This window comes from Streptomyces sp. NBC_01142 (assembly GCF_026341125.1).
In the GTDB taxonomy this organism is placed as follows: Bacteria; Actinomycetota; Actinomycetes; order Streptomycetales; family Streptomycetaceae; genus Streptomyces.
This window is the reverse complement of sequence record NZ_JAPEOR010000001.1, coordinates 348514-368428: the sequence shown is the minus strand read 5'-3', so window position 1 is coordinate 368428 and position 19915 is coordinate 348514. Positions and strand designations below refer to the sequence as shown.

Here is a 19915-nt window from a genome sequence, read left to right as displayed (position 1 = left end):
GGCGGGAAGAAGATCGACATGGGGGCTTCAGGGTTGTGGAGGACAGGGTGCGGGTCGTCATCGCCGAGGATTCAGTGCTGCTTCGGGAGGGGCTGACCCGGCTGTTGACCGACCGCGGGCACGACGTCGTCGCCGGAGTGGGCGACGCGGACGCGCTGATCAAGACGGTCGGGGACCTGGCCGCGCAGGACGCGCTGCCGGATGTGGTGGTCGCGGACGTACGGATGCCGCCCACCCACACGGATGAGGGCGTACGGGCGGCGGTGCGGCTGCGCCGGGACCATCCCGGCATCGGGGTGCTGGTCCTGTCGCAGTACGTGGAGGAGCAGTACGCCACCGAGCTGCTCGCGGGCAGCAGCCGCGGGGTGGGTTATCTCCTCAAGGACCGGGTCGCCGAGGTGCGCGAGTTCGTGGACGCCGTGGTCAGAGTGGCGCGGGGTGGCACGGCGCTGGACCCGGAGGTGGTGGCGCAGTTGCTGGGCCGGAGCCGTAAGCAGGACGTGCTGGCGGGGCTCACGCCGCGTGAGCGGGAGGTCCTGGGGCTGATGGCCGAGGGCCGGACGAACTCCGCGGTCGCCAGGCAGCTGGTGGTGAGCGACGGCGCGGTGGAAAAGCATGTAAGCAACATCTTCTTGAAGCTCGGGCTGTCCCCCAGCGATGGAGATCACCGGCGTGTACTTGCGGTGCTGACCTACCTCAAGACCTGATTGACTGACACTCTGTCAGATATTGAGTGAACGGCAGACCCGGCACCAAAGAATGAGTGGGGAACGTCTTTCCAGAAGGACCCGGGAGGCGAGCGCAGCATGGCAGTCCAGGGCACCTGGACGTCCCAAAAGGACGTCCGGCATGCGAACGGTCCAAGGAAGGCCACCTTTACGGACGTAGGGTGGCTAATGGGACGGCCGGTGGGCCGGCCGGGCCCGAGCAGCCGCCTCGAAGGAGGTCCAGTTCAGTGACCAGCCAGGTCAGTAGCCCAGCCGAGCAGGCCGATGATCCCGATGAGGCGCTCGTCGGTGAGCAACGCAGGCCCGCCGGTGACAAGGAAATCCGCCGACTGGACCGGGTGATCATCCGCTTCGCGGGTGACTCCGGTGACGGTATGCAGCTCACGGGTGACAGGTTCACCTCGGAGACCGCGTCGTTCGGAAACGACCTCTCCACGCTGCCGAACTTCCCCGCCGAGATCCGGGCGCCTGCCGGAACCCTCCCCGGCGTCTCCAGCTTCCAGCTGCACTTCGCCGACCACGACATTCTCACCCCGGGCGACGCGCCGACCGTACTGGTCGCGATGAACCCGGCCGCGCTCAAGGCGAATATCGCCGATGTGCCGCGCGGCGGCGAGATCATCGTCAACACCGACGAGTTCGCCAAGCGCGCAATGGCCAAGGTGGGCTACGACACCTCCCCGCTGGAGGACGGTTCGCTGGAGGCGTATCACGTCCACCCCGTGCCGCTGACGACGCTGACCATCGAGGCGCTCAAGGAGTTCGGGCTCTCCCGCAAGGAGGCCGAGCGTTCCAAGAACATGTTCGCGCTCGGGCTGCTGAGCTGGATGTACCACCGGCCGACCGAGGGTACCGAGACCTTCCTGCGGACCAAGTTCGCCAAGAAGCCCCAGATCGCCGAGGCGAACATCGCGGCGTTCCGCGCCGGGTGGAACTTCGGCGAGACGACCGAGGACTTCGCCGTCTCCTACGAGGTCGCGCCCGCCAGCAAGGCGTTCCCCGCCGGCACCTACCGCAATATCTCCGGGAACCTGGCCCTGTCCTACGGGCTGATCGCCGCGAGCAAGCAGGCCGATCTGCCGCTCTATCTGGGCTCGTACCCCATCACGCCGGCCTCCGACATCCTGCACGAGCTCTCCAAGCACAAGAACTTCGGCGTACGGACCTTCCAGGCCGAGGACGAGATCGCCGCCATCGGCGCGGCTCTCGGAGCGGCCTTCGGCGGCGCGCTCGCCGTCACCACGACCTCGGGTCCGGGTGTGTCGCTGAAGTCGGAGACGATCGGTCTCGCGGTCTCCCTCGAGCTGCCGCTGCTGGTGGTCGCCATCCAGCGCGGCGGCCCCTCCACAGGGCTGCCGACCAAGACCGAACAGGCCGACCTGCTCCAGGCCATGTACGGCAGGAACGGCGAGGCTCCCGTCCCGGTCGTCGCCCCGCGTACGCCCGCCGACTGCTTCGACGCCGTCATCGACGCGGCCCGCATCGCGCTCGCCTACCGCACCCCCGTCTTTCTCCTGAGCGACGGCTATCTTGCCAACGGCTCCGAGCCGTGGCGCATCCCGGAGATCGACGAACTCCCGGATCTGCGCGTGCAGTTCGCGACCGGACCCAACCATGAGCTGGCCGACGGCACCGAGGTCTTCTGGCCCTACAAGCGCGACCCGCAGACCCTGGCCCGCCCCTGGGCGGTGCCCGGCACGCCCGGTCTCGAACACCGCATCGGCGGTATCGAGAAGCAGGACGGCACCGGCAACATCTCCTACGACCCGGCCAACCACGACTTCATGGTCCGGATCCGCCAGGCCAAGATCGACGGCATCGAGATCCCGGACCTCGAGGTCGACGATCCGCACGACGCGACAACCCTGGTCCTGGGCTGGGGATCGACGTACGGCCCGATCACCGCCGCCGTACGCCGTCTGCGCACCGCCGGAATCCCCGTCGCACAGGCCCATCTGCGCCACCTCAACCCGTTCCCGAGGAATCTCGGGGAGGTTCTGGAGCGTTACGAGAAGGTAGTGGTTCCCGAGATGAACCTCGGCCAGCTCGCCACTCTGATCCGGGCGAGATATCTGGTCGACGCGCACAGCTACACACAGGTCAACGGCATGCCGTTCAAGGCCGAGCAGCTGGCCACGGCTCTCAAGGAGGCCATCAATGACTGAGGCGCTCTCGCTGGTGCCCAAGGCCGAGGCCAAGCAGTCCATGAAGGACTTCAAGTCCGATCAGGAAGTGCGCTGGTGCCCAGGCTGCGGTGACTACGCGATCCTCGCCGCCGTGCAGGGCTTCATGCCCGAGCTCGGTCTGGCGAAGGAGAACATCGTCTTCGTCTCCGGAATCGGCTGCTCTTCCCGCTTCCCGTACTACATGAACACCTACGGGATGCACTCCATCCACGGCCGCGCGCCCGCCATCGCGACCGGACTCGCCTCCTCGCGCCGCGATCTGTCCGTCTGGGTCGTCACCGGTGACGGCGACGCCCTCTCCATCGGCGGAAACCACCTGATCCACGCACTGCGCCGCAATGTGAATCTGAAGATTCTGCTCTTCAACAACCGGATCTACGGTCTCACCAAGGGCCAGTACAGCCCGACCTCCGAGGTCGGCAAGATCACCAAGTCGACGCCGATGGGTTCGCTGGACGCGCCCTTCAACCCGGTGTCGCTGGCGATCGGCGCCGAGGCGTCGTTCGTGGCCCGCACCGTCGACTCCGACCGCAAGCACCTCACCGAGGTGCTGCGCCAGGCCGCCGACCACAAGGGCACGGCGCTGGTGGAGATCTACCAGAACTGCAACATCTTCAACGACGGCGCCTTCGACGCCATCAAGGACAAGCAGCAGGCGGAGGACGCGGTCATCCGCCTCGAGCACGGGCAGCCGATCCGCTTCGGGCCGGACGGCACGAAGGGCGTCGTACGGGACACGGCGACCGGTGACCTGAAGGTCGTTCCGGTGACGGCCGCGAACGAGAGCCGGATCCTTGTCCACGACGCGCACAGCGCCAGCCCCACCACGGCCTTCGCCCTCTCCCGACTGGCGGACCCGGAGACCCTGCACCACACCCCCATCGGGGTGCTGCGCAGTGTGGAGCGGCCGGTCTACGACGCCCAGATGTCCGACCAGCTGGACGCCGCGATCGAGCAGAACGGCAAGGGCGACCTGGCCGCGCTCCTCGCGGGCAACGACACCTGGACGGTTGTCGGCTGACGCGCCGACAACCCGCCCCGAAGCCCGGATCTCCCCTCAGGAGGCCCGGGCTTCGTCGTACACCGCGCGGGCGGCCAGCACTTCCCCGGTCCGCCGTTCGGTCCAGCGGGCCAGTCCCCACACCTGCTCGGCGGCCTCTTTGCCGAGCAGGGTCAGGGAGTAGTCGACGCGCGGCGGGATCACCGGCTTGGCGTCGCGGTGCACAAAACCGTCGCGCTCCAGCGTCTGGAGGGTCTGGGCGAGCATCTTCTCGCTGACCCCGCCGACCTCGCGGCGCAGCTCACTGAAGCGGTACGAGCGCTCCAGCAGGGCGGCGAGAACGAGCACACCCCAGCGGCTGGTGACGTGCTCGAGGATCAGACGGGAGGGGCACATCGTCCGGTTGACGTCGGGACTGCTGTGATCGACGTCGGGATTCCTGCTTACGGCCATGCCAGTACCTTACTTCAAAGTGGGTACTTTCCGATAGTTAGCGCCAGACGAAGGGTGAGCTCACTGAACCGCCCGAACGGGAGAAATCACCCATGAGTATCGTCGTTACCGGAGCCACTGGATCGCTCGGCCGTCTCGTCATCGACGAGCTGCTCGCCACGGTCCCGGCCGAACAGATCGCCGCTGTCGTCCGCAGCAAGGAGAAGGCCACAGACCTCGCGGCCCGCGGCGTCGAGCTGCGCACGGCCGACTACAACGAGCCCGAGACCCTGGCCGGGGCCTTCCGCGCCGGTGACCGTGTCCTGCTGATCTCCGGCAGCGAGGTCGGCCGACGCGTGTCGCAGCACACCGCCGTGATCGAGGCGGCGAAGGAGGCGGGCGTCGCCCAGCTGGCGTACACGGGTGTGCTCGGCGGACCCGACGCCGACTTCGCGTTGGCCGCCGAGCACAAGGTCACCGAGCGGGTCATCCTCGACTCCGGGCTGCCGTACACCTTCCTGCGCAACGGCTGGTACACGGAGAACTACACGGAGCACCTCGCTCCCGTCCTCGAGCACTCCGCCGTCGTCGCGAGCGCCGGCGAGGGCCGGATCGCCTCGGCCGCCCGCGCCGACTACGCCGCCGCCGCGGCCGCCGCGCTGACCGGTGAGGGCCACCTGGGGAAGGCGTACGAGCTGAGCGGCGACGTCGCCTGGAGCTTTACGGAGTACGCCGCCGAGCTGTCCCGGCAGACCGGCCGGACGATCGCGTACAACAACGTCCCGGCCGAGGTCCACCTGGGCATCCTGACGGGCGCGGGTGTGCCGCAGCCGTTCGCCGAGATCCTCGTCGACGTCGACGCGGCCGTCGTGCGGGGACTGCTGGCCGGCACGACGGGCGATCTGGCCAGGCTGACCGGCCGCCCCACCACCCCGCTCGCCGACTCCGTCGCCGCGGCGCTCGCCACCACTGCCACCGCTGTCACCGTTGCCACTACTCCTACGGCTGCCGACGCCTGACCCACCATGATCCGTCATGACCGTATGGCGATACGGACATGACAGGCGGGCCTTGTGCGGCGTACCTTCGACGAGGTATTTGCGCGTAGGGCAGGAGAGTCAGTGAAGTCGGAGAGCGAACAGCGAGCGGGCCTGCTGTACGGGATCGGCGCCTACGGGATGTGGGGCCTGGTCCCGTTGTTCTGGCCACTCCTGAAGCCGTCCGGGGCGATGGAGATCCTCGCCCACCGGATGGTCTGGTCACTGGCCGTCGTCGGTATCGCGCTGCTGGCCCTGAAGCGCTGGGGCTGGGTCCGTGAGCTGATACGCCAGCCCCGCAAGCTGGGGCTCATCGCGGTCGCCGCGGCGGTGATCACCGTCAACTGGGGCCTCTACATCTGGTCCGTCAACACCGGCCATGTGGTGGAGGCGTCCCTCGGCTACTTCATCAACCCGCTGGTCACCATCGCCATGGGCGTGCTCCTGCTGAAGGAGCGGCTGCGCCCGGCGCAGTGGGCCGCGGTCGGCATCGGCTTCGCCGCGGTGCTGGTGCTGGCGATCGGCTACGGACAGCCGCCCTGGATCTCGCTCACCCTCGCCTTCTCCTTCGCCACGTACGGCCTGGTCAAGAAGAAGGTCAACATCGGCGGTCTGGAGTCCCTCGCCGCCGAGACCGCGATCCAGTTCCTGCCGGCGCTCGGCTTTCTGCTGTGGCTGGGCGCGGACGGGGCGGCCACCTTCGGCGGGCACGGAACGGGCCATGCGGCGCTGCTCGCCGCCACGGGTGTGGTGACGGCCGCGCCGCTGGTCTGCTTCGGCGCGGCGGCGATCCGGGTGCCGCTCTCCACGCTGGGGCTGCTGCAGTATCTGGCGCCGGTCTCCCAGTTCGCGCTGGGTGTCCTGTACTTCCACGAGGCGATGCCTCCGGAGCGGTGGGCGGGCTTCGCCCTCGTGTGGCTGGCGCTGACCTGTCTGACGTGGGACGCGCTGCGTACGGCACGGCGTACGAAGGCGCAGGCGGCTGCCGCACGGCTGGCCGCCGCGTCCCGCTCCGCGACGGTCCCTTCGCAGGAATCGGAAACAGAGCCCGCCCAGGCCCAGGCCGCCACGCCGTCTCCCGCTCCCGCTCCCGCTCCTCAAGCGGGGACGACGGCCTGACAACGGCCTGACGACGGGCCGTGCGCCCGGCGGCTTCCGCGCTCGCCGCCGGCGTCGAGCCGGACGGGGTCGAGCCGGACGGGGTCGAGCCGGACGGGGTCGATATGCCACTCCAACGGCTCATTCCAGCGGCTGGGCACAGGCCGCGACCACTCCACCGGTGTTACGACCGATAGTCCAGGCCCCGGTCGTTCGGGCCGCGGTCACTGTGGGCCCGGTGAGGCGTACCCGCGGCCGGAAGTGAGTGCGTCATGCCGCAGCCGCTCGCCCTCTCGATCGACTTCGGTCAGGGGATCACCGAAGCGTGGTCCGCTGTCGCCAGGTTCATTCCGAAGTTCATCGCCTTCCTGGCCATCCTGCTCATCGGCTGGCTCGTGGCCAGGCTGATAGCCCGGATCGCCGACCGGCTGCTGCGCAGGGCCGGCTTCGAGAAGCTCGTCGAACGCAGCGGTGCCGGCAAGGCACTCAAGGGTTCGAAGTACGACGCGACCGGAATTCTGGTCAAGGTCCTCTATTACGGGATCATGCTGATCGCCCTCCAGCTGGGCTTCGGCGTCTTCGGCCCCAACCCGGTCAGCGACATGATCAACAGCGTCGTCGCCTGGCTGCCGAAGGCGATCGTCGCCTGTGTGATCGTGGTTGTCGCGATGGCCATCGCACGAGCCGTCCGCGACATCCTCCAGGGAGCCCTGGGCGAGACGTCGTACGGCAAGGTCGTGTCCACCGCGGCCTGGGCGTTCATCGTCGCGCTCGGCGTGATCGCGGCGCTCGGCCAGGCGCAGATCGCGACCTCCGTCACCGGCCCGGTGCTCATCGCCGCCCTCGCCACGATCGCGGGCATCCTCATCGTGGGTGTCGGCGGCGGTCTCATCATTCCCCTGCGCCGGCGCTGGGAGCGCTGGCTCACAGCCGCCGAACAGGAGACGGCACACACACGTGACAGCATCAGCGCCTACCAGCGGGGCCGCGCCGACGCGGCCGCGGGCGCCCCGGCGACCGAGCGGCCCACCGCCTCACCGGGGACGGGGTCCTCGGAGTGGTACGGGCCCTCGGGGAGGTCCGGGGCTTCTGATTCCTCGAACGGAATCGACCCCATGTGACGCTCCGCCGGTACGCCGAAAGGCACCCCGGCAGTCACGTCGGCAAGGCACACCGGCAAGGCGCATCGGCGCGTATGTCAGGGCGCGAGCAGATCGTGCTCGCGGATCAGCCAGCAGACCGCGGTGAGCCGCAGCGTCGCGAAGTCGTGGCCGACCGGCTCCGACCAGTTGCTCTGGGACAGCCAGTCGGTGAAGCCGAGCACGTAGTCGGCAAGGTCCTCACGCCGTAGGACCCCGGCAGGGGAATCGGCCCTCGATCCGGCACCGGAACGGGCACCGGCACCGGTCCCGCCCCGGGACCAGAACCGGGGCTTCGCCTGCCGGGGCCGCGGCACGAGGGCATCGCGCACCGCCGCCGCATGCTGGTCGACGGCCGCGACAAGCCCCGGCTCGAAGGAGAACTCCGAGAGCCGGGGCATATAGGCGGCGGCCACCCCGGCCAGCGGGCAGCCGGACGGCCCACTGGCCGGCGAAATGTCCATCGTTCAAAGGTAAGCGCCGTACAGCCACGCTCCGGAGTGACGTTGGTCGCAGGTCGCAGGTCGCAGGGCGCATGCCGCAGGTCGCATGCGCCGCCAGGTCCAGCGACGCCGTCCCTCAGGCCCCAGTAACCCTCACGCCACTCCGAGGGCGTCCACGACCTCGGCCATCACGGCCTTCCAGTGCGCCCGCTGCCGCTCGCGCTCCGCGGCGTCGGCCAGATGCTCCTGGTGGAAGCGGAGCACGCTCTTGTCCTTGGCGGCCGAGACCGCGACCTGCACGGTGCTCGTTCCGTACGTCAGCCGGACGCGGTCACCGGGCCGGTAACTGCGCACCTCGCCGGTGACCCCGTCCCGGGTCTCGTACGACTCCCCCTTCACGGTGGGCAGTCGAGCACCCTCACCGAGCCAGAGCACGACACCCTCGGGGCTCGCGATGAATTCCCAGACGGCGGACGCCGGGAGGGGCAGCGTCTTGGAGACACCGATCTCCCAGCCCGCGTCCTGAGTCAGGCCTGTCGTCATGACGCGTTCTCCTTCTCGCTCTGTTCCGGGGTGGCGGACGCGGTGCGCCCGCACCTTGTTGCGGTTGCCGCATCTCTCTGGCCCGATTACGCCGCCGTCCGCCATCCGGACGACCCGTTCGACGACGACAACGGCGCGGGCCCCAAGCGCCGGCTGCTGTTCCAGCGCGTACCGGAGAGGAAGTCGGTCAAGAACCGGATCCACCTCGACCTGCACGTCGGCGCGGACCGCAGGGACGCGGAGGTCACGCGGCTGGAGGGACTGGGGGCGACGGTCCTTCCACCGGGCGAACGAGCCGATGGGGGTGTGGACGACCATGGCCGACCCGAACACGCCGGACTACCAATCTACGGGTCATGCCTGGTCAGCGCAGAGAAGGGCCCCGCCCACGCGCTGGCTGAGACGCACGGACGGGGCAGTTGCGGGTGGTCCCGCTCAGTGCCCGCGCGGCCGGACTGGGGCACGAGTGGCAGCGTTGCACCACCACCACAACCCCCGGCAGCCAGGCAGTGAGAGCCCGAAGAACGCTCCGCACCGCGCGCACCATGGCAACCCGTTCTCCGGGTCGGTGGGACAGTCAGCGGCGCAGCGTGGGCACTTCGGCACGTGACCTACTCTCAGGCGCTCAGGTCGAACTCTCCTGCCTTCACGGCGTCGGTGAGCATGGCCCAGTCGGCAGCCGTCATGGTGACGATGGTGTCCGGTCGCTTGCTGTCGCGCAACGCGACGATGCCGGGCACGTTGATAGCCACCTCCGGGCAGTTGTTCACGCGCGCGCAATGCGTGCCCTCGGGGAGGCGGGCGCGGCACTGGCCGGGGACAGCGAGGGGACCGAGTCACCGGCCTACCTGTATTGGGTGGACGCCGGGGAATTGCAAGTCATGGAATCCCGCGTATACACCGAATTGCGCCGACCGCTCCGAGCCGTTCCCCTGCTGCGTGATGTGCTTGGCCGGTATGACGCGACGCACACACGCGAATTGGCGCTCTACCTTTCTTGCCTTGCTGTGGCCTACGCCGACGCGAACGAAGCCGCGGAAGCGGCGGCAACTGCGGAACGGGGTGTCTCGCTGTCGGCGGACGTGACCAGTGAGCGAACAGCAGAACGGGTGCGGGTAGTGCTGGCCCGGCTGGCGGAGTACGCCGACGTTCCTGAGGTCCGGGCCGTTCTCGACAGCACTGCATGACGCGGCAAGCCCCCGCAGCCAGCCCCAGTGAGGGAGCGGGCACCTGAGCCGCGAACGTCAGAAGGGTGGCTACCAGCTCATTCATGGGGTGGGACATGTCGAGTTCGAGCCGCCCCCCGCCCGGCCCCTCGGCGAAGATCAGCCGCTTGCCGTGCGTGTGTCCGAACTGCCGCGCGGCGGTTGCCCTTCCGCGCCCGTTCCGCGCCTGATTGGCACCTCCTTCGCGCTCCTTTCGCGCCCCCTTCGCGTCCCTGCCGCGCTCCCTTCGCGTCCCTGCCGCGCGCCCTGCCCCGGCGTCGCGAGGAGCCTGTCCGGCATGCGGACACGACTGACCGGTTTCCGCCCTTGACGGTGAGTCAGACTCTCGCTGAACATTCAGCACGCACTGCGCACCAAAAGCTCCAGCGTCCCGGGACCCGCCATCCCAGGGCGTCTCGCACGTTCCGTCCTGTCCCCGTACGGAATTCGGAGCCCCCACATGACTCTCTCCATCCCCAGACGCACCGTCGCCGTCGCCGCGCTCGCCCTGGCCGGGCTGCTCGGCTCCGCCGCACCCGCCGCGACCGCCGGGCCCGCGGCCAGTGCCGGTCCTGCGGCCGCGCTCGCCGCGCCCGACATACCGCTCGCCAACGTCAAGGCACATCTCACCCAGCTCCAGTCGATAGCCTCCGCCAACGGCGGCAACCGGGCGCACGGGCGCGCCGGCTACAAGGCTTCCCTCGACTATGTGAAGGCCAAGCTGGACGCCGCCGGATTCACCACGTCCGTACAGCAGTTCACCTCCAGCGGCGCCACCGGCTACAACCTGATCGCCGACTGGCCGGGCGGTGACCCCAACCAGGTCCTGATGGCCGGCGCGCACCTCGACTCGGTCAGCTCGGGCGCCGGGATCAACGACAACGGCTCCGGCTCCGCGGCCGTACTGGAGACCGCGCTCGCCGTCTCCCGCGCGCAGCTCAACCCCACCAAGCATCTGCGCTTCGGCTGGTGGGGCGCGGAGGAGCTGGGTCTGGTCGGGTCGAAGTACTACGTCAACAACCTGCCCTCCGCCGAGCGTTCCAAGTTCTCCGGCTATCTGAACTTCGACATGATCGGCTCGCCCAACCCCGGCTACTTCGTCTACGACGACGACCCGGCGATCGAGAAGACCTTCAAGGACTTCTACGCAGGCCTCAACGTCCCCACCGAGATCGAGACCGAGGGCGACGGCCGCTCCGACCACGCGTCGTTCAAGAACGTCGGCATACCGGTCGGCGGGCTCTTCACCGGCGCCAGCCGGACGAAGTCCGCGGCCCAGGCGCAGAAGTGGGGCGGCACCTCCGGTCAGGCCTTCGACCGCTGCTACCACTCCTCCTGCGACAACACGTCGAACATCAACGACACCGCGCTGGACCGCAACAGCGACGCGGTCGCCCACGCGATCTGGACGCTCGGCACCGAGCCCACCGTCCCGCCCGGTGACGCCTACGAGAACACCGCCGACGTCTCCGTCCCCGACAACGGCACGGCCGTCACCTCCACCGTGACCGTCACGGGCCGCACCGGCAACGCCCCGGCCGCCCTCAAGGCCGGCGTCGACATCAAGCACACCTGGCGCGGCGACCTGGTCATCGATCTGGTGGCGCCCGACGGGAGCGCGTACCGGCTGAAGAACTCCAGCGGCAACGACTCGGCCGACAACGTCGTCGCCACCTACACGGTGGACGCGTCGAGCGAGACGGCGAACGGCGCCTGGAAGCTGCGTGTCCAGGACGTGGCCGCGCAGGACACCGGCTATATCGACAGCTGGAAACTCACCTTCTGACCGCCACCCCCCGCAGACTGCATGCGTGTGCACAGCCTGCGCACGCATGCAGTCACGGCGCTTCCTCGAGTCGGTCGCGCCGCAGGTGCCGCATACCCCGAGCACTCCGTCGGCCCGCGTCGGCCCCGAGCACTCCGTCGGCCCGCGTCGGCCCCGCGTACGCCGCCGGCCCCGCATACGCCGTCGACCAGGCCTACGCCGTCGACCGGGCATACGCCCGCCGGCCCGCTTACGCCGTGATGTCCTTCGCCGTGAAGCGCGCCCACGCCGCCGACCCGAACACCGCCGCGTACACCGCCTGCAGACCGAGGTTCTTCAGCACCTCGTCCCAGTAGACCGGCTCCCGCAGCAGATCCGCGAAGGACAGCCAGTAGTGCGGGAAGAGGTACGGCTGGATCGCGTGCAGCTGCGGAATCGTGTCCAGGATCTGCACGGTGATCAGCAGGCCGACGGTCGTCGCCATCGCCGCGACGCCGCTGCTGGTGAGGGTGGAGACGAACAGGCCGAGCGCCGCGATGCCGATCAGTGAGGTCGCGACGACCACCGCGACGAGCACGGCCCGCCCGAGTCCCTCCCCGAACGAGATCGTGGTGCCCGAGATCGTCGTGACGTCGCCGAGCGGAAAGAACAGCGCACCGACGGCGAGCGCGGACACCGCCACCACCAGGGTCGCGGCCAGGCAGAAGGCGCAGGTGGCGGCGTACTTGGCGAGCAGCAGCCGGGTGCGTCCGGCCGGGGCGACCAGCAGATAGCGCAGAGTGCCGGAGTTCGACTCGCCCGCGATCGCGTCGCCCGCGACGACACCGATCGCCATCGGGAGGAAGACCGGCAGGGTCGCGGCGAGCCCGGCGAAGACCAGGAAGAGACCGTTGTTGGTGATCTGCGTGATGAAGGCGGGTCCCCCACCGCCACCACCACCGCCGACCGACCCGCCGTCGCTCGTCTCGATCTTCACGGCGATGCCGATCAGTACGGGGACGGCGGCCAGCACACCCAGCAGGGCGAGCGTGCGCCAGCGGCGGAAGGTGATGGCCAGCTCGGAGCGGAAGAGTCCGAGCGTCCACAAGGGGCTTGGCCTGCGGGCCTCAGCGCCCACAGCATCGGCCACCCCGTCGGCCACGCTGTCGGCCACGCCGTCGGCCACGCCGTCGGCCACGTCAGCTCGCGACATCGAATCCCTCTCCCGTCAGCGCGACAAAGGCGTCCTCGAGCGAGGCGCGCTCGATCCCGAAGCCCCGTACGCGTACGCCGCCCTGAACCAGTGCGGCATTGATGTCCGCCAGCTCCATGTCCGGGGCGGGCATTTCGCCACTCACGCGGTCCTCCTCGACGCTCAGTTCGGTGATGCCGAGCTCCTTCAGCACACGGGCGGCATCCCCCGGATCGGGGGTGGTGACGGCCAGCCGGCCACGCGCGCCGGCCGCGAGATCCGCGACCGGCCCCTGGATGAGAAGCCGGCCCTGGGCCATCACCGCGGCGTGCGTGCACACCTGCTCGATCTCGTCGAGGAGATGCGAGGAGAGAAAGACCGTGGTGCCGTCCGCCGCCAGCTCTCGTACCAGCGAACGGATTTCGCGCATGCCCTGCGGATCGAGGCCGTTCGTCGGCTCGTCGAGCACCAGCAGTTTCCGCGGCTGGAGCAGCGCGGCGGCAAGCCCGAGGCGCTGCTTCATTCCCAGGGAGTACGCCTTGGCCTTCTTGCCCGCGGCCGGTGTCAGCCCGACCCGGTCCAGCGCGGCGGCGACGCGCGCCTTGCGGGTACGGGGATCGGCGCTCGGGTCGGCGGAGTCGTACCGCAGCAGATTGTCGCGGCCGCTCAGGAACCCGTACAGCGCGGGCCCTTCGATCAGCGCGCCCACCTGCGGCAGCACGGTGCGTACCGAGCGGGGCATCGGCCGGCCGAGGACCGTGGCGCTGCCCGCCGTGGGCTCGATGAGTCCCATCAGCATCCGGATGGTGGTGGTCTTGCCCGAGCCGTTGGGGCCGAGGAAGCCGAAGACGCTGCCGCCGGGCACCGTGAGGTCGAGCCGCTCCACGGCCAACTGTCCGCCCCGGTAACGCTTGGTGAGCCCGCGCGTCTCGATGACGGCTGTCATGTCAGGTTCCCCGTTCACTCGGTCGGCTCAGTCCGCTCAGTCGATCGGCCCAGCCGGTCGTCTCAGTCGATCGGCCCAGCCGGTCGTCTCAGCCGGTTGGCTCAGTCCGCTCAGCCGGCATGCCGGCCGGTTTGCTCAGCCGAGGTCAGCAGTCCGCCCCACCGTACGGAGCGTACGGCGGGGCGGACGGTACGCGCGCTGTCCGGGTGTTACTTGGACTCGTTCGCGGCCTTCACGAGCGCGTCCTCGGTCACGGCGCCGACGTAGACCGTGCCGTCATCCGTCATCAGGGCGTTGACCAGGCGCGTCTTGAAGACCGTGCCCGAGCCGAACTTCCCCTCGACCTTGTCGCCGAAGGAGTCCAGGAACTGCTTGGCCTCCGGCGGGACGTCGCCGTCCTTCGGCGGGGTGACGCTTTCGCCGCCCGGGGCCTCGATCTTGGCGATGGAGGTCCAGCCCTCACCGATGACGTTCAGACCGTGGAAGTCCTCGAGGCCCTTGAACTCCTCCTCGTGCTTCGCGCCCTTCTCCCGCTGCTCCAGCTCGTCGGCCTCGGTCACCTTCGCCCCCTTGGGCGGGGTGAAGTCGAAGGTGGAGGCAGCCGGCCTGGAGAAGTCGACCTTGGTGAAGCCCGCGTCGATCACGGCCTTGCCGCCGCTGCTCGGGGTGAGCGTGAACTTCAGCGGCACGCCGGTCTCGGAGTCCACCGCGACCTTGATCGAGCCGACCGTCGAGCCATCCTGCTTGGGCTTGATGACCAGCTGATACGCATCGCGGCCGGCCACCTGCGCCGTACCGCCGACGGTCACCGAGGTGGTGTCGCCCGCGGCCTTCAGCGCCTCTTCGGCCAGCTCCTTGGGCGTGGTCGGGATGTCCTGGGGAGCCTTGCGCTCCTGCTTCCCCGCCCCGTCCTCCTTGGCGTGATAGGCCTCGTTCGAGGCGCTGTCGTACGCCCAGACCTCGTCACCGTTGTGGATCATGCTGTACTCGGCGGCGTCCTCCAGGATGGACACCTTCTGCTTGTCGGGGCCGTCGGCCGCGACCCGCAGCGTGTGCGTGCCGGAGACCAGCCCCATCAGCTTGCCGTCGGGGGCGGCGGAAGAGCCCTCCCGGTCCCCTTCCTCGCCCTTGGGGCCGAAGGAGCCGCCTCCGCTCCCTCCGCCCAGTCCGGCCAGGCCGTCCAGGGACGGGAGGCCGAGATCCGTACTGATCTTCACCGTGCCGGAGAGCTGCTGGGTGTCCGACGCGGCCATCTTCTCGATGAGTTCCTGCGCGCTGATCTTCGGCAGATCGGGGTCACCGGAAGCAGCGAGCGCCGGGACGAGCCCGATGGTCGCCGCCGCCACGCCGGCCACCGCGAGGGGGACGACGTAGCGGGCGGCCTTACGGCGGCCCGCCGCGAGGTCCTTGGCCTCTTCGGTGGTCTGTGCGTTGTCGTTCGGTGCCATGGTGTGCCCTACCTCCGTGGTTGGTCAGGGGTGGTGTATTCATCTGACCAAATGGGGCGTACAGAAGCGTCAGACCGCGGGAGCAACTTGGCGTACTGCTATGGGATGACGGCGAGGCGCGGCACCTCCTCCAACCAGTAGGGGATGTGCCGCGCCCCGAGTCAACAACTCTCCGGTCGGTTACTTCTGGATGAAGACGTAATCCGCCCCGTACGGGACGCCGACGACCGCGCCCTGCGCGCAGCTGCCGGCCGGGGCGATGCCGCCCACGGTGTTCAGCCGGAAGATCTCCTGGGTGTGCGCGAACAGCCCCCGCTTCGCGCCGGACCGGGTGGCCTTCAGGTTCAGCTCGGGGATGTTCCCCGCCCCGTTCGGCGTCCTGCTGATCAACGAGCCGGTGACGGCGCTGCCGTCGTGGGCGATCCACTGCGGCGTACCGGAGTTGGGGGCGACGAAGGAGTGGGCGATGTTCCCCGCGAGGACGGCCCGCACATCGCGCTGCTGGAAGGAGAACTTTCCGTCGTCGCCCTTCTTGCACTCGTAGATCTGCTTGCCCTTGACCACCGAGAACTGGTGGTTGCCGAGCGCGTCGCCGAAGGCGAAGGAGCCGGTCACCTTGTGGAACTGGCCGCGGAGGGCGCCGCCCGGGAACGCGGCCGTGTGCAGATTGGCGTAGAAGCCGTTCGGATCTGTCCTGAAGGCGTCCAGTACGGCCTTGTCCTTCACCTTGACGGTCCCGGTGACCGCACCGGTCCAGCCCTTGCTCTTGCCCTTGATCTTGCCCTTGATCTTGGTCTTGCCCTTGGTCTTGCCCTTGGCGAGCAGGGCGGTGAAGTCGACCTTGATGCCGCCGTTGGCGCCCTTCGCGCCCTGGTGGATGTGGAGGGCGGTCGGCTTGTCGGTGCCGCGCCACTTCACGGCGACGGACACCTTGTCCCCCTCGACCTTCACAAACTCCAGCGCGGCGCCGTCGTGGTCACCGACGGCGGGTCCGCCCTGCACCGGCACCTCGTTCGCACCGTTCAGGCTCGCCACGAAGAGGGAGGCGCCGCGGCCGGAGCCGCCCCCGCTCTGCACGGAGATGCTCGCGCCGTTGTCCCCGTGCGGCGCCGAGTGCCCTGCGTCGGAGCCTCTGCCGTCGGCGGCGAAGGCCGGCAGGACGGTGAGGGCCAGACCCGCCGCCGTGGCGACGGCGGTCGTGCCGACAAGGATGGTCCTGGTCCGCTTCATTTCGATCTCCCCCGTACTGATGCCAACACCCGATGCGTCAGCTTCCGAGCATGAGTACGGAGTGGATCCAGGAGGGGACTCAACGTGACAATGTGACCTGCATCACACCGAAAAAGGGGGCTATTCGGGCAGGTCAGCCCGCGCGGTGGACCACCGCGTCGCAGAGCTCCTCCAGGGCGGCCTTCGCATAGCACTCGGGCAGCGGAGCGAGCATCGCCCGCGCCTCCTGCGCGTACCGCACGGTGTCCCGCCTGGCCTGCTCCAGCGCCGGATGCGTACGCAGCAGCCGCAGCGCCTCCGCGTGCCGGGCGTCGTCCGTCAGATCCCCGTCCAGCAGCTCGACGAGCGCCAGATCCTCCGGCCGGCCGTGCTCCGCCGCCTGCGCGCGCAGCCGCAGCACCGGCAGCGTCGGGATGCCCTCACGCAGATCCGTACCGGGCGTCTTGCCCGACTCGTGCGAGTCGCTGGCGATGTCGAGGACGTCGTCGGCGAGCTGGAAGGCCACGCCGAGCCGCTCCCCGTACTGGGTGAGGATGTCCACGACACCCTCCTCCGCGCCCGACATCATCGCGCCGAACCGCCCCGAGACCGCGATCAGCGAGCCCGTCTTGCCGCCGATGACATCGAGGTAGTGCTCGACCGGGTCACGGCCGTCACGCGGCCCCGCCGTCTCCAGAATCTGACCGGTGACCAGCCGCTCGAACGCCTCCGCCTGGATGCGTACGGCCTCCGGACCGAGGTCGGCCAGTATGTGCGAGGCCCGGGCGAACAGGAAGTCACCCGTCAGCACGGCGACGGAGTTGCCCCAGCGGGCGTTGGCGCTGTCCACGCCGCGCCGCACCTCGGCCTCGTCCATCACATCGTCGTGGTACAGCGTCGCGAGATGGGTGAGCTCGACAACCACGGCCGAGGGCACGACACCCGGCGCATACGGGTCACCGAACTGGGAGGCGAGCATTACCAGCAGCGGCCGGAAGCGCTTGCCCCCGGCGCGTACAAGATGCTGTGCCGCCTCCGTAATGAAGGGCACCTCGCTCTTGGTGGCATCGAGGAGTCCCGCCTCGACAGCCGCCAATCCGGTCTGGACATCGGCCTCAAGAGCCTGGTCCCGCACGCTCAGCCCGAACGGCCCGACGACGGTCACGAGGGGATCTCCTGTCTGCTGACGATCACACGGATTGTCGATGTGTCGCTGGATTCACTCAAGTCAGCGTATCCGGTCGCGTTTCGATCACCATGGGCGCCTTCCCGCCACCCCCGGTATGTTCGTGATCAGCTCATACGACCAGGATGGGAGCCTTTGCCCACAACCGTGACCGAGCCCGAAAAGACCGGCGACAGCGCCATGCACCCGGCCCGTGAGGCCACTGAGGTCCCGCCATGCGCATCCGCACCGATTTCCCGTACGAGAGTGTCCACGAGGACATCCGTATCCCTCTTCCGAACGGCACGAGGCTGTACGCGCGCATCTGGCGGCCGCTCACCGACGAGCCGGTACCGGCCCTCCTCGAATACGCGCCCGATCGGCTGAGCGACGGGACCGCGCCGCGCGACTGGCAGCGTCACCCCTGGTACGCGGGGCACGGCTATGCCTCCGTACGGGTCGATGTCCGCGGACACGGCAACAGCGAGGGCCTGCCGGGCGACGCGTACGACGCCACCGAATCGGCCGACGGGGTCGAGGTGGTCAATTGGCTGGCCCGGCAGTCCTGGTGCACCGGCCGGGTCGGCATGTTCGGGATCTCCTGGGGCGGCAGCAGCGCGCTCCGGATCGCGGCCCTCGCGCCCGAGCCGCTGAAGGCGGTCGTCACCGTCTGCTCGACCGACGACCGTTACGACAACGACGGGCACTACATGGGCGGTGCCGTGCTCGCCGCCGGCCTGCACGCACGGGCCGCCGCGCTGCTCGCCCGGACGGCGCGGCCGCCCGACCCGCTCTTCGTCGGCGAGGCATGGCGCGAGATGTGGCTGACGCGGCTGGAGGCCGTCGGCCCCTTCATCCCCACCTGGCTGGGCCACCAGCTCCGCGACGACTACTGGAAGCAGGGCAGCGTCCGCGAGGAGTACGCGGCCATCGAGGCGGCGGTGCTGGCGGTGGGCGGCTGGCACGACCCGTACCGGGACACCGTGCTGCGGCTCGTCGAGCACCTTCCGCCCGATCGGGTGCGGGGGCTGATCGGCCCCTGGTCGCACCAGTACCCGGACCGGGGGCTGTCGCCGGGCCCGACGATCGGCTTTCTGCAGGAGACCCTGCGCTGGTGGGACCACCATCTCAAGCCCGTCACCGCATCCGACAGCACATCCCACGCCACATCCGACACCGCATCCGGCAGCACATCCGACAGCACATCCGGCGCGGGCGACGTCATGGCCGAGCCCCTGCTGCGCTCCTGGATCAGCGAGTCGCATCCCCCCGCGACCTGCTACGCCGAGCTGCCGGGGCGCTGGGTCGGCGACACCGCCTGGCCCTCGCCGCACGTCACCCTCGTCCCGTACGCGCTCCTGGGCGCGCCGGTGATCGTCGACTCGCCCCAGCACGCCGGACTGGACGCCGGGAGCTGCTCCCCCGTCGGGAACGACGCGGACCTGCCGCCGGACCAGCGCGACGAGGACGCCCTCTCGGCCTGTTTCGACTTCCCGGTCGCGGTCGATCCGATCGAGATCCTGGGCCGCCCCCGGGTGACGCTGCGGCTGCGCATGGACGTGCCGTACGGGCAGGCGGTCGCCCGGGTCTGCGACGTCGCTCCGGACGGCTCCTCCACCCTGGTCACCCGCGGCGTCCTCGGCCTGTCCGCCCGCCACGGGCGCAAACGCGCCGACGCCTGGCCGCTCGGCGCGACGGAGGAGGTGACCTTCGAACTGAACGGCATCGGCCACACCTTCCCGCCGGGCCACCGCATCCGGCTCGCCGTCTCCTCCGCGTACTGGCCGTGGATCTGGCCGCAGGCCGGCTCGGCGGGCTTCACCCTGGACCCGGCGGGCTCCCGCCTCGAACTCCCCGTACGCGAACACACCGGCCGCACCGGCCGCACCGGCGAGGACGAGATCACCTTCGAGGAGCCGGAGCAGGCGGAGCCGCTCGGCGTCAGCATCCCCGTCACGCTCGACGAGCAGCGCCCGGAACGGCTGGTGATCCGGGACGTCGCGAAGGGCGAATGGCGGCTGGAGACCGCCCCCCACCGCGACGGCAAGCGTGTCCACCCGGACGGCCTCGAGTTCACCGAGGAGGCCCTGGAGACGTACACGATCCAGGAGGACGACCCGCTTTCCGCGCATACCCGGTCCGACTGGACGATCCGGCTGCACCGGCCGGAGCTGGCATGGGACGTACGGATCGAGACCCGCTCCGAAATCACCTGCGACGCGGCCGACTTCATCACCTCCGACGAGGTGGTGTGCAGGCACGGCGGCGAGGTCGTCTTCCACCGCACGTGGGAGAGGCGCATCCCGAGGATGGTGGGCTGAGGGGCCCGGGCGGGGCCGGACGGCCGGGGCCAGGTGGCCGAAGCGGCGCGGAGGCGCCCGGGCCGCGGGACCGGAGGCA

General features: G+C 69.6%; 18 protein-coding genes and 1 pseudogene. 10 read left to right on the top strand and 9 right to left on the bottom strand.

Annotation, left to right across the window (positions count from 1 at the left end; translation table 11 throughout):
* The first annotated feature begins 47 nt into the window (after positions 1–47).
* From OG883_RS01835 to OG883_RS01825, 3 genes are all read left to right on the top strand, one after another.
* Complete coding sequence (locus OG883_RS01835) at positions 48–707, top strand: response regulator transcription factor (protein WP_323180865.1); 660 nt, start codon at positions 48–50, stop codon at positions 705–707.
* Between the two features lie 248 nt (positions 708–955).
* Positions 956–2893: a 2-oxoacid:acceptor oxidoreductase subunit alpha gene (locus OG883_RS01830; protein ID WP_266533984.1), complete on the top strand. Its 1938-nt coding sequence runs from the start codon at positions 956–958 to the stop codon at positions 2891–2893.
* Positions 2886–3935: a 2-oxoacid:ferredoxin oxidoreductase subunit beta gene (locus OG883_RS01825; RefSeq protein ID WP_266533981.1), complete on the top strand. Its 1050-nt coding sequence runs from the start codon at positions 2886–2888 to the stop codon at positions 3933–3935. Before OG883_RS01830 ends, OG883_RS01825 begins: the two co-directional genes overlap by 8 nt.
* 36 nt (positions 3936–3971) lie before the next feature.
* On the opposite strand, the gene OG883_RS01820 is transcribed toward OG883_RS01825, so the two are convergent.
* Positions 3972–4367 (bottom strand): helix-turn-helix domain-containing protein, encoded by a 396-nt coding sequence (locus tag OG883_RS01820; protein ID WP_266533978.1) that lies wholly within the window; start codon positions 4365–4367, stop codon positions 3972–3974.
* Between the two features lie 92 nt (positions 4368–4459).
* Here OG883_RS01820 and OG883_RS01815 point away from each other — a divergent pair, with 92 nt between their 5' ends.
* From OG883_RS01815 to OG883_RS01805, 3 genes are all read left to right on the top strand, one after another.
* Complete coding sequence (locus OG883_RS01815; protein WP_266533976.1) at positions 4460–5365, top strand: SDR family oxidoreductase; 906 nt, start codon at positions 4460–4462, stop codon at positions 5363–5365.
* A 102-nt stretch (positions 5366–5467) separates the two neighbouring features.
* Positions 5468–6502 (top strand): EamA family transporter RarD, encoded by a 1035-nt coding sequence (gene rarD, locus OG883_RS01810; protein WP_266533974.1) that lies wholly within the window; start codon positions 5468–5470, stop codon positions 6500–6502.
* Positions 6503–6753: 251 nt separating this feature from the next.
* Complete coding sequence (locus OG883_RS01805; protein ID WP_266533972.1) at positions 6754–7602, top strand: hypothetical protein; 849 nt, start codon at positions 6754–6756, stop codon at positions 7600–7602.
* A 77-nt stretch (positions 7603–7679) separates the two neighbouring features.
* On the opposite strand, the gene OG883_RS01800 is transcribed toward OG883_RS01805, so the two are convergent.
* Both OG883_RS01800 and OG883_RS01795 read right to left on the bottom strand, forming a co-directional pair.
* The gene (locus tag OG883_RS01800) at positions 7680–8084 is read right to left on the bottom strand and encodes a DUF6401 family natural product biosynthesis protein (RefSeq protein ID WP_266533969.1); all 405 of its coding nucleotides are present in this window, start codon (positions 8082–8084) and stop codon (positions 7680–7682) included.
* A gap of 132 nt (positions 8085–8216) precedes the next feature.
* Entirely contained in the window at positions 8217–8606 is a 390-nt protein-coding gene (locus tag OG883_RS01795; protein ID WP_266533966.1) for an SRPBCC domain-containing protein, read from the bottom strand.
* Positions 8607–8684: 78 nt separating this feature from the next.
* Between OG883_RS01795 and OG883_RS01790 the strand changes: the two are divergent.
* Positions 8685–8934: pseudogene (locus OG883_RS01790) on the top strand (VOC family protein); the annotation flags it as partial.
* Positions 8935–9223: 289 nt separating this feature from the next.
* On the opposite strand, the gene OG883_RS01785 reads toward OG883_RS01790, so the two are convergent.
* Entirely contained in the window at positions 9224–9376 is a 153-nt protein-coding gene (locus OG883_RS01785; protein WP_266533963.1) for a DUF397 domain-containing protein, read from the bottom strand.
* A 9-nt stretch (positions 9377–9385) separates the two neighbouring features.
* On the opposite strand from OG883_RS01785, the gene OG883_RS01780 reads away from it, so the two are divergent.
* Together OG883_RS01780 and OG883_RS01775 are read left to right on the top strand one after the other, a co-directional pair.
* Positions 9386–9793: a hypothetical protein gene (locus OG883_RS01780; protein WP_323180863.1), complete on the top strand. Its 408-nt coding sequence runs from the start codon at positions 9386–9388 to the stop codon at positions 9791–9793.
* 478 nt (positions 9794–10271) lie between these two features.
* Positions 10272–11597 carry a M28 family metallopeptidase gene (locus OG883_RS01775; protein ID WP_266533960.1) on the top strand — a complete coding sequence of 442 codons (1326 nt, stop codon included), beginning with the start codon at positions 10272–10274 and terminating at the stop codon, positions 11595–11597.
* 229 nt (positions 11598–11826) lie between these two features.
* Here the strand turns inward: OG883_RS01775 and OG883_RS01770 are convergent, their stop codons facing one another.
* The 5 genes from OG883_RS01770 to OG883_RS01750 all read right to left on the bottom strand — a co-directional run bounded on the left by OG883_RS01770 (position 11827) and on the right by OG883_RS01750 (position 17515).
* Positions 11827–12768, bottom strand: coding sequence for an ABC transporter permease (locus OG883_RS01770; protein ID WP_266533958.1), 942 nt, complete (start codon positions 12766–12768; stop codon positions 11827–11829).
* Positions 12755–13693, bottom strand: a complete 939-nt coding sequence (locus OG883_RS01765; protein ID WP_266533955.1) for an ABC transporter ATP-binding protein — start codon at positions 13691–13693, stop codon at positions 12755–12757. The genes OG883_RS01770 and OG883_RS01765 overlap by 14 nt, the downstream gene beginning before the upstream one ends.
* Before the next feature lie 209 nt (positions 13694–13902).
* Positions 13903–15141 (bottom strand): sigma-E factor regulatory protein RseB domain-containing protein, encoded by a 1239-nt coding sequence (locus OG883_RS01760; protein ID WP_266533952.1) that lies wholly within the window; start codon positions 15139–15141, stop codon positions 13903–13905.
* Positions 15142–15321: 180 nt separating this feature from the next.
* Positions 15322–16371, bottom strand: a complete 1050-nt coding sequence (locus tag OG883_RS01755; protein WP_266533949.1) for a CHRD domain-containing protein — start codon at positions 16369–16371, stop codon at positions 15322–15324.
* A gap of 133 nt (positions 16372–16504) precedes the next feature.
* Complete coding sequence (locus OG883_RS01750) at positions 16505–17515, bottom strand: polyprenyl synthetase family protein (RefSeq protein ID WP_266533946.1); 1011 nt, start codon at positions 17513–17515, stop codon at positions 16505–16507.
* Between the two features lie 236 nt (positions 17516–17751).
* Between OG883_RS01750 and OG883_RS01745 the strand changes: the two genes are divergently transcribed.
* Complete coding sequence (locus tag OG883_RS01745) at positions 17752–19836, top strand: CocE/NonD family hydrolase (protein WP_266533944.1); 2085 nt, start codon at positions 17752–17754, stop codon at positions 19834–19836.
* Positions 19837–19915 lie beyond the last annotated feature (79 nt).

Excerpts from the sequence above, each read along its gene's own strand:
- OG883_RS01825 (WP_266533981.1), top strand. The coding sequence starts at position 2,886 with ATGACTGAGGCGCTCTCGCTGGTGCCCAAGGCCGAGGCCAAGCAGTCC.
- OG883_RS01820 (WP_266533978.1), bottom strand. The coding sequence starts at position 4,367 with ATGGCCGTAAGCAGGAATCCCGACGTCGATCACAGCAGTCCCGACGTC.
- OG883_RS01815 (WP_266533976.1), top strand. The coding sequence starts at position 4,460 with ATGAGTATCGTCGTTACCGGAGCCACTGGATCGCTCGGCCGTCTCGTC.
- OG883_RS01805 (WP_266533972.1), top strand. The coding sequence starts at position 6,754 with ATGCCGCAGCCGCTCGCCCTCTCGATCGACTTCGGTCAGGGGATCACC.
- OG883_RS01800 (WP_266533969.1), bottom strand. The coding sequence starts at position 8,084 with ATGGACATTTCGCCGGCCAGTGGGCCGTCCGGCTGCCCGCTGGCCGGG.
- OG883_RS01795 (WP_266533966.1), bottom strand. The coding sequence starts at position 8,606 with ATGACGACAGGCCTGACTCAGGACGCGGGCTGGGAGATCGGTGTCTCC.
- OG883_RS01780 (WP_323180863.1), top strand. The coding sequence starts at position 9,386 with ATGCGTGCCCTCGGGGAGGCGGGCGCGGCACTGGCCGGGGACAGCGAG.
- OG883_RS01775 (WP_266533960.1), top strand. The coding sequence starts at position 10,272 with ATGACTCTCTCCATCCCCAGACGCACCGTCGCCGTCGCCGCGCTCGCC.
- OG883_RS01770 (WP_266533958.1), bottom strand. The coding sequence starts at position 12,768 with ATGTCGCGAGCTGACGTGGCCGACGGCGTGGCCGACGGCGTGGCCGAC.
- OG883_RS01765 (WP_266533955.1), bottom strand. The coding sequence starts at position 13,693 with ATGACAGCCGTCATCGAGACGCGCGGGCTCACCAAGCGTTACCGGGGC.
- OG883_RS01760 (WP_266533952.1), bottom strand. The coding sequence starts at position 15,141 with ATGGCACCGAACGACAACGCACAGACCACCGAAGAGGCCAAGGACCTC.
- OG883_RS01755 (WP_266533949.1), bottom strand. The coding sequence starts at position 16,371 with ATGAAGCGGACCAGGACCATCCTTGTCGGCACGACCGCCGTCGCCACG.
- OG883_RS01745 (WP_266533944.1), top strand. The coding sequence starts at position 17,752 with ATGCGCATCCGCACCGATTTCCCGTACGAGAGTGTCCACGAGGACATC.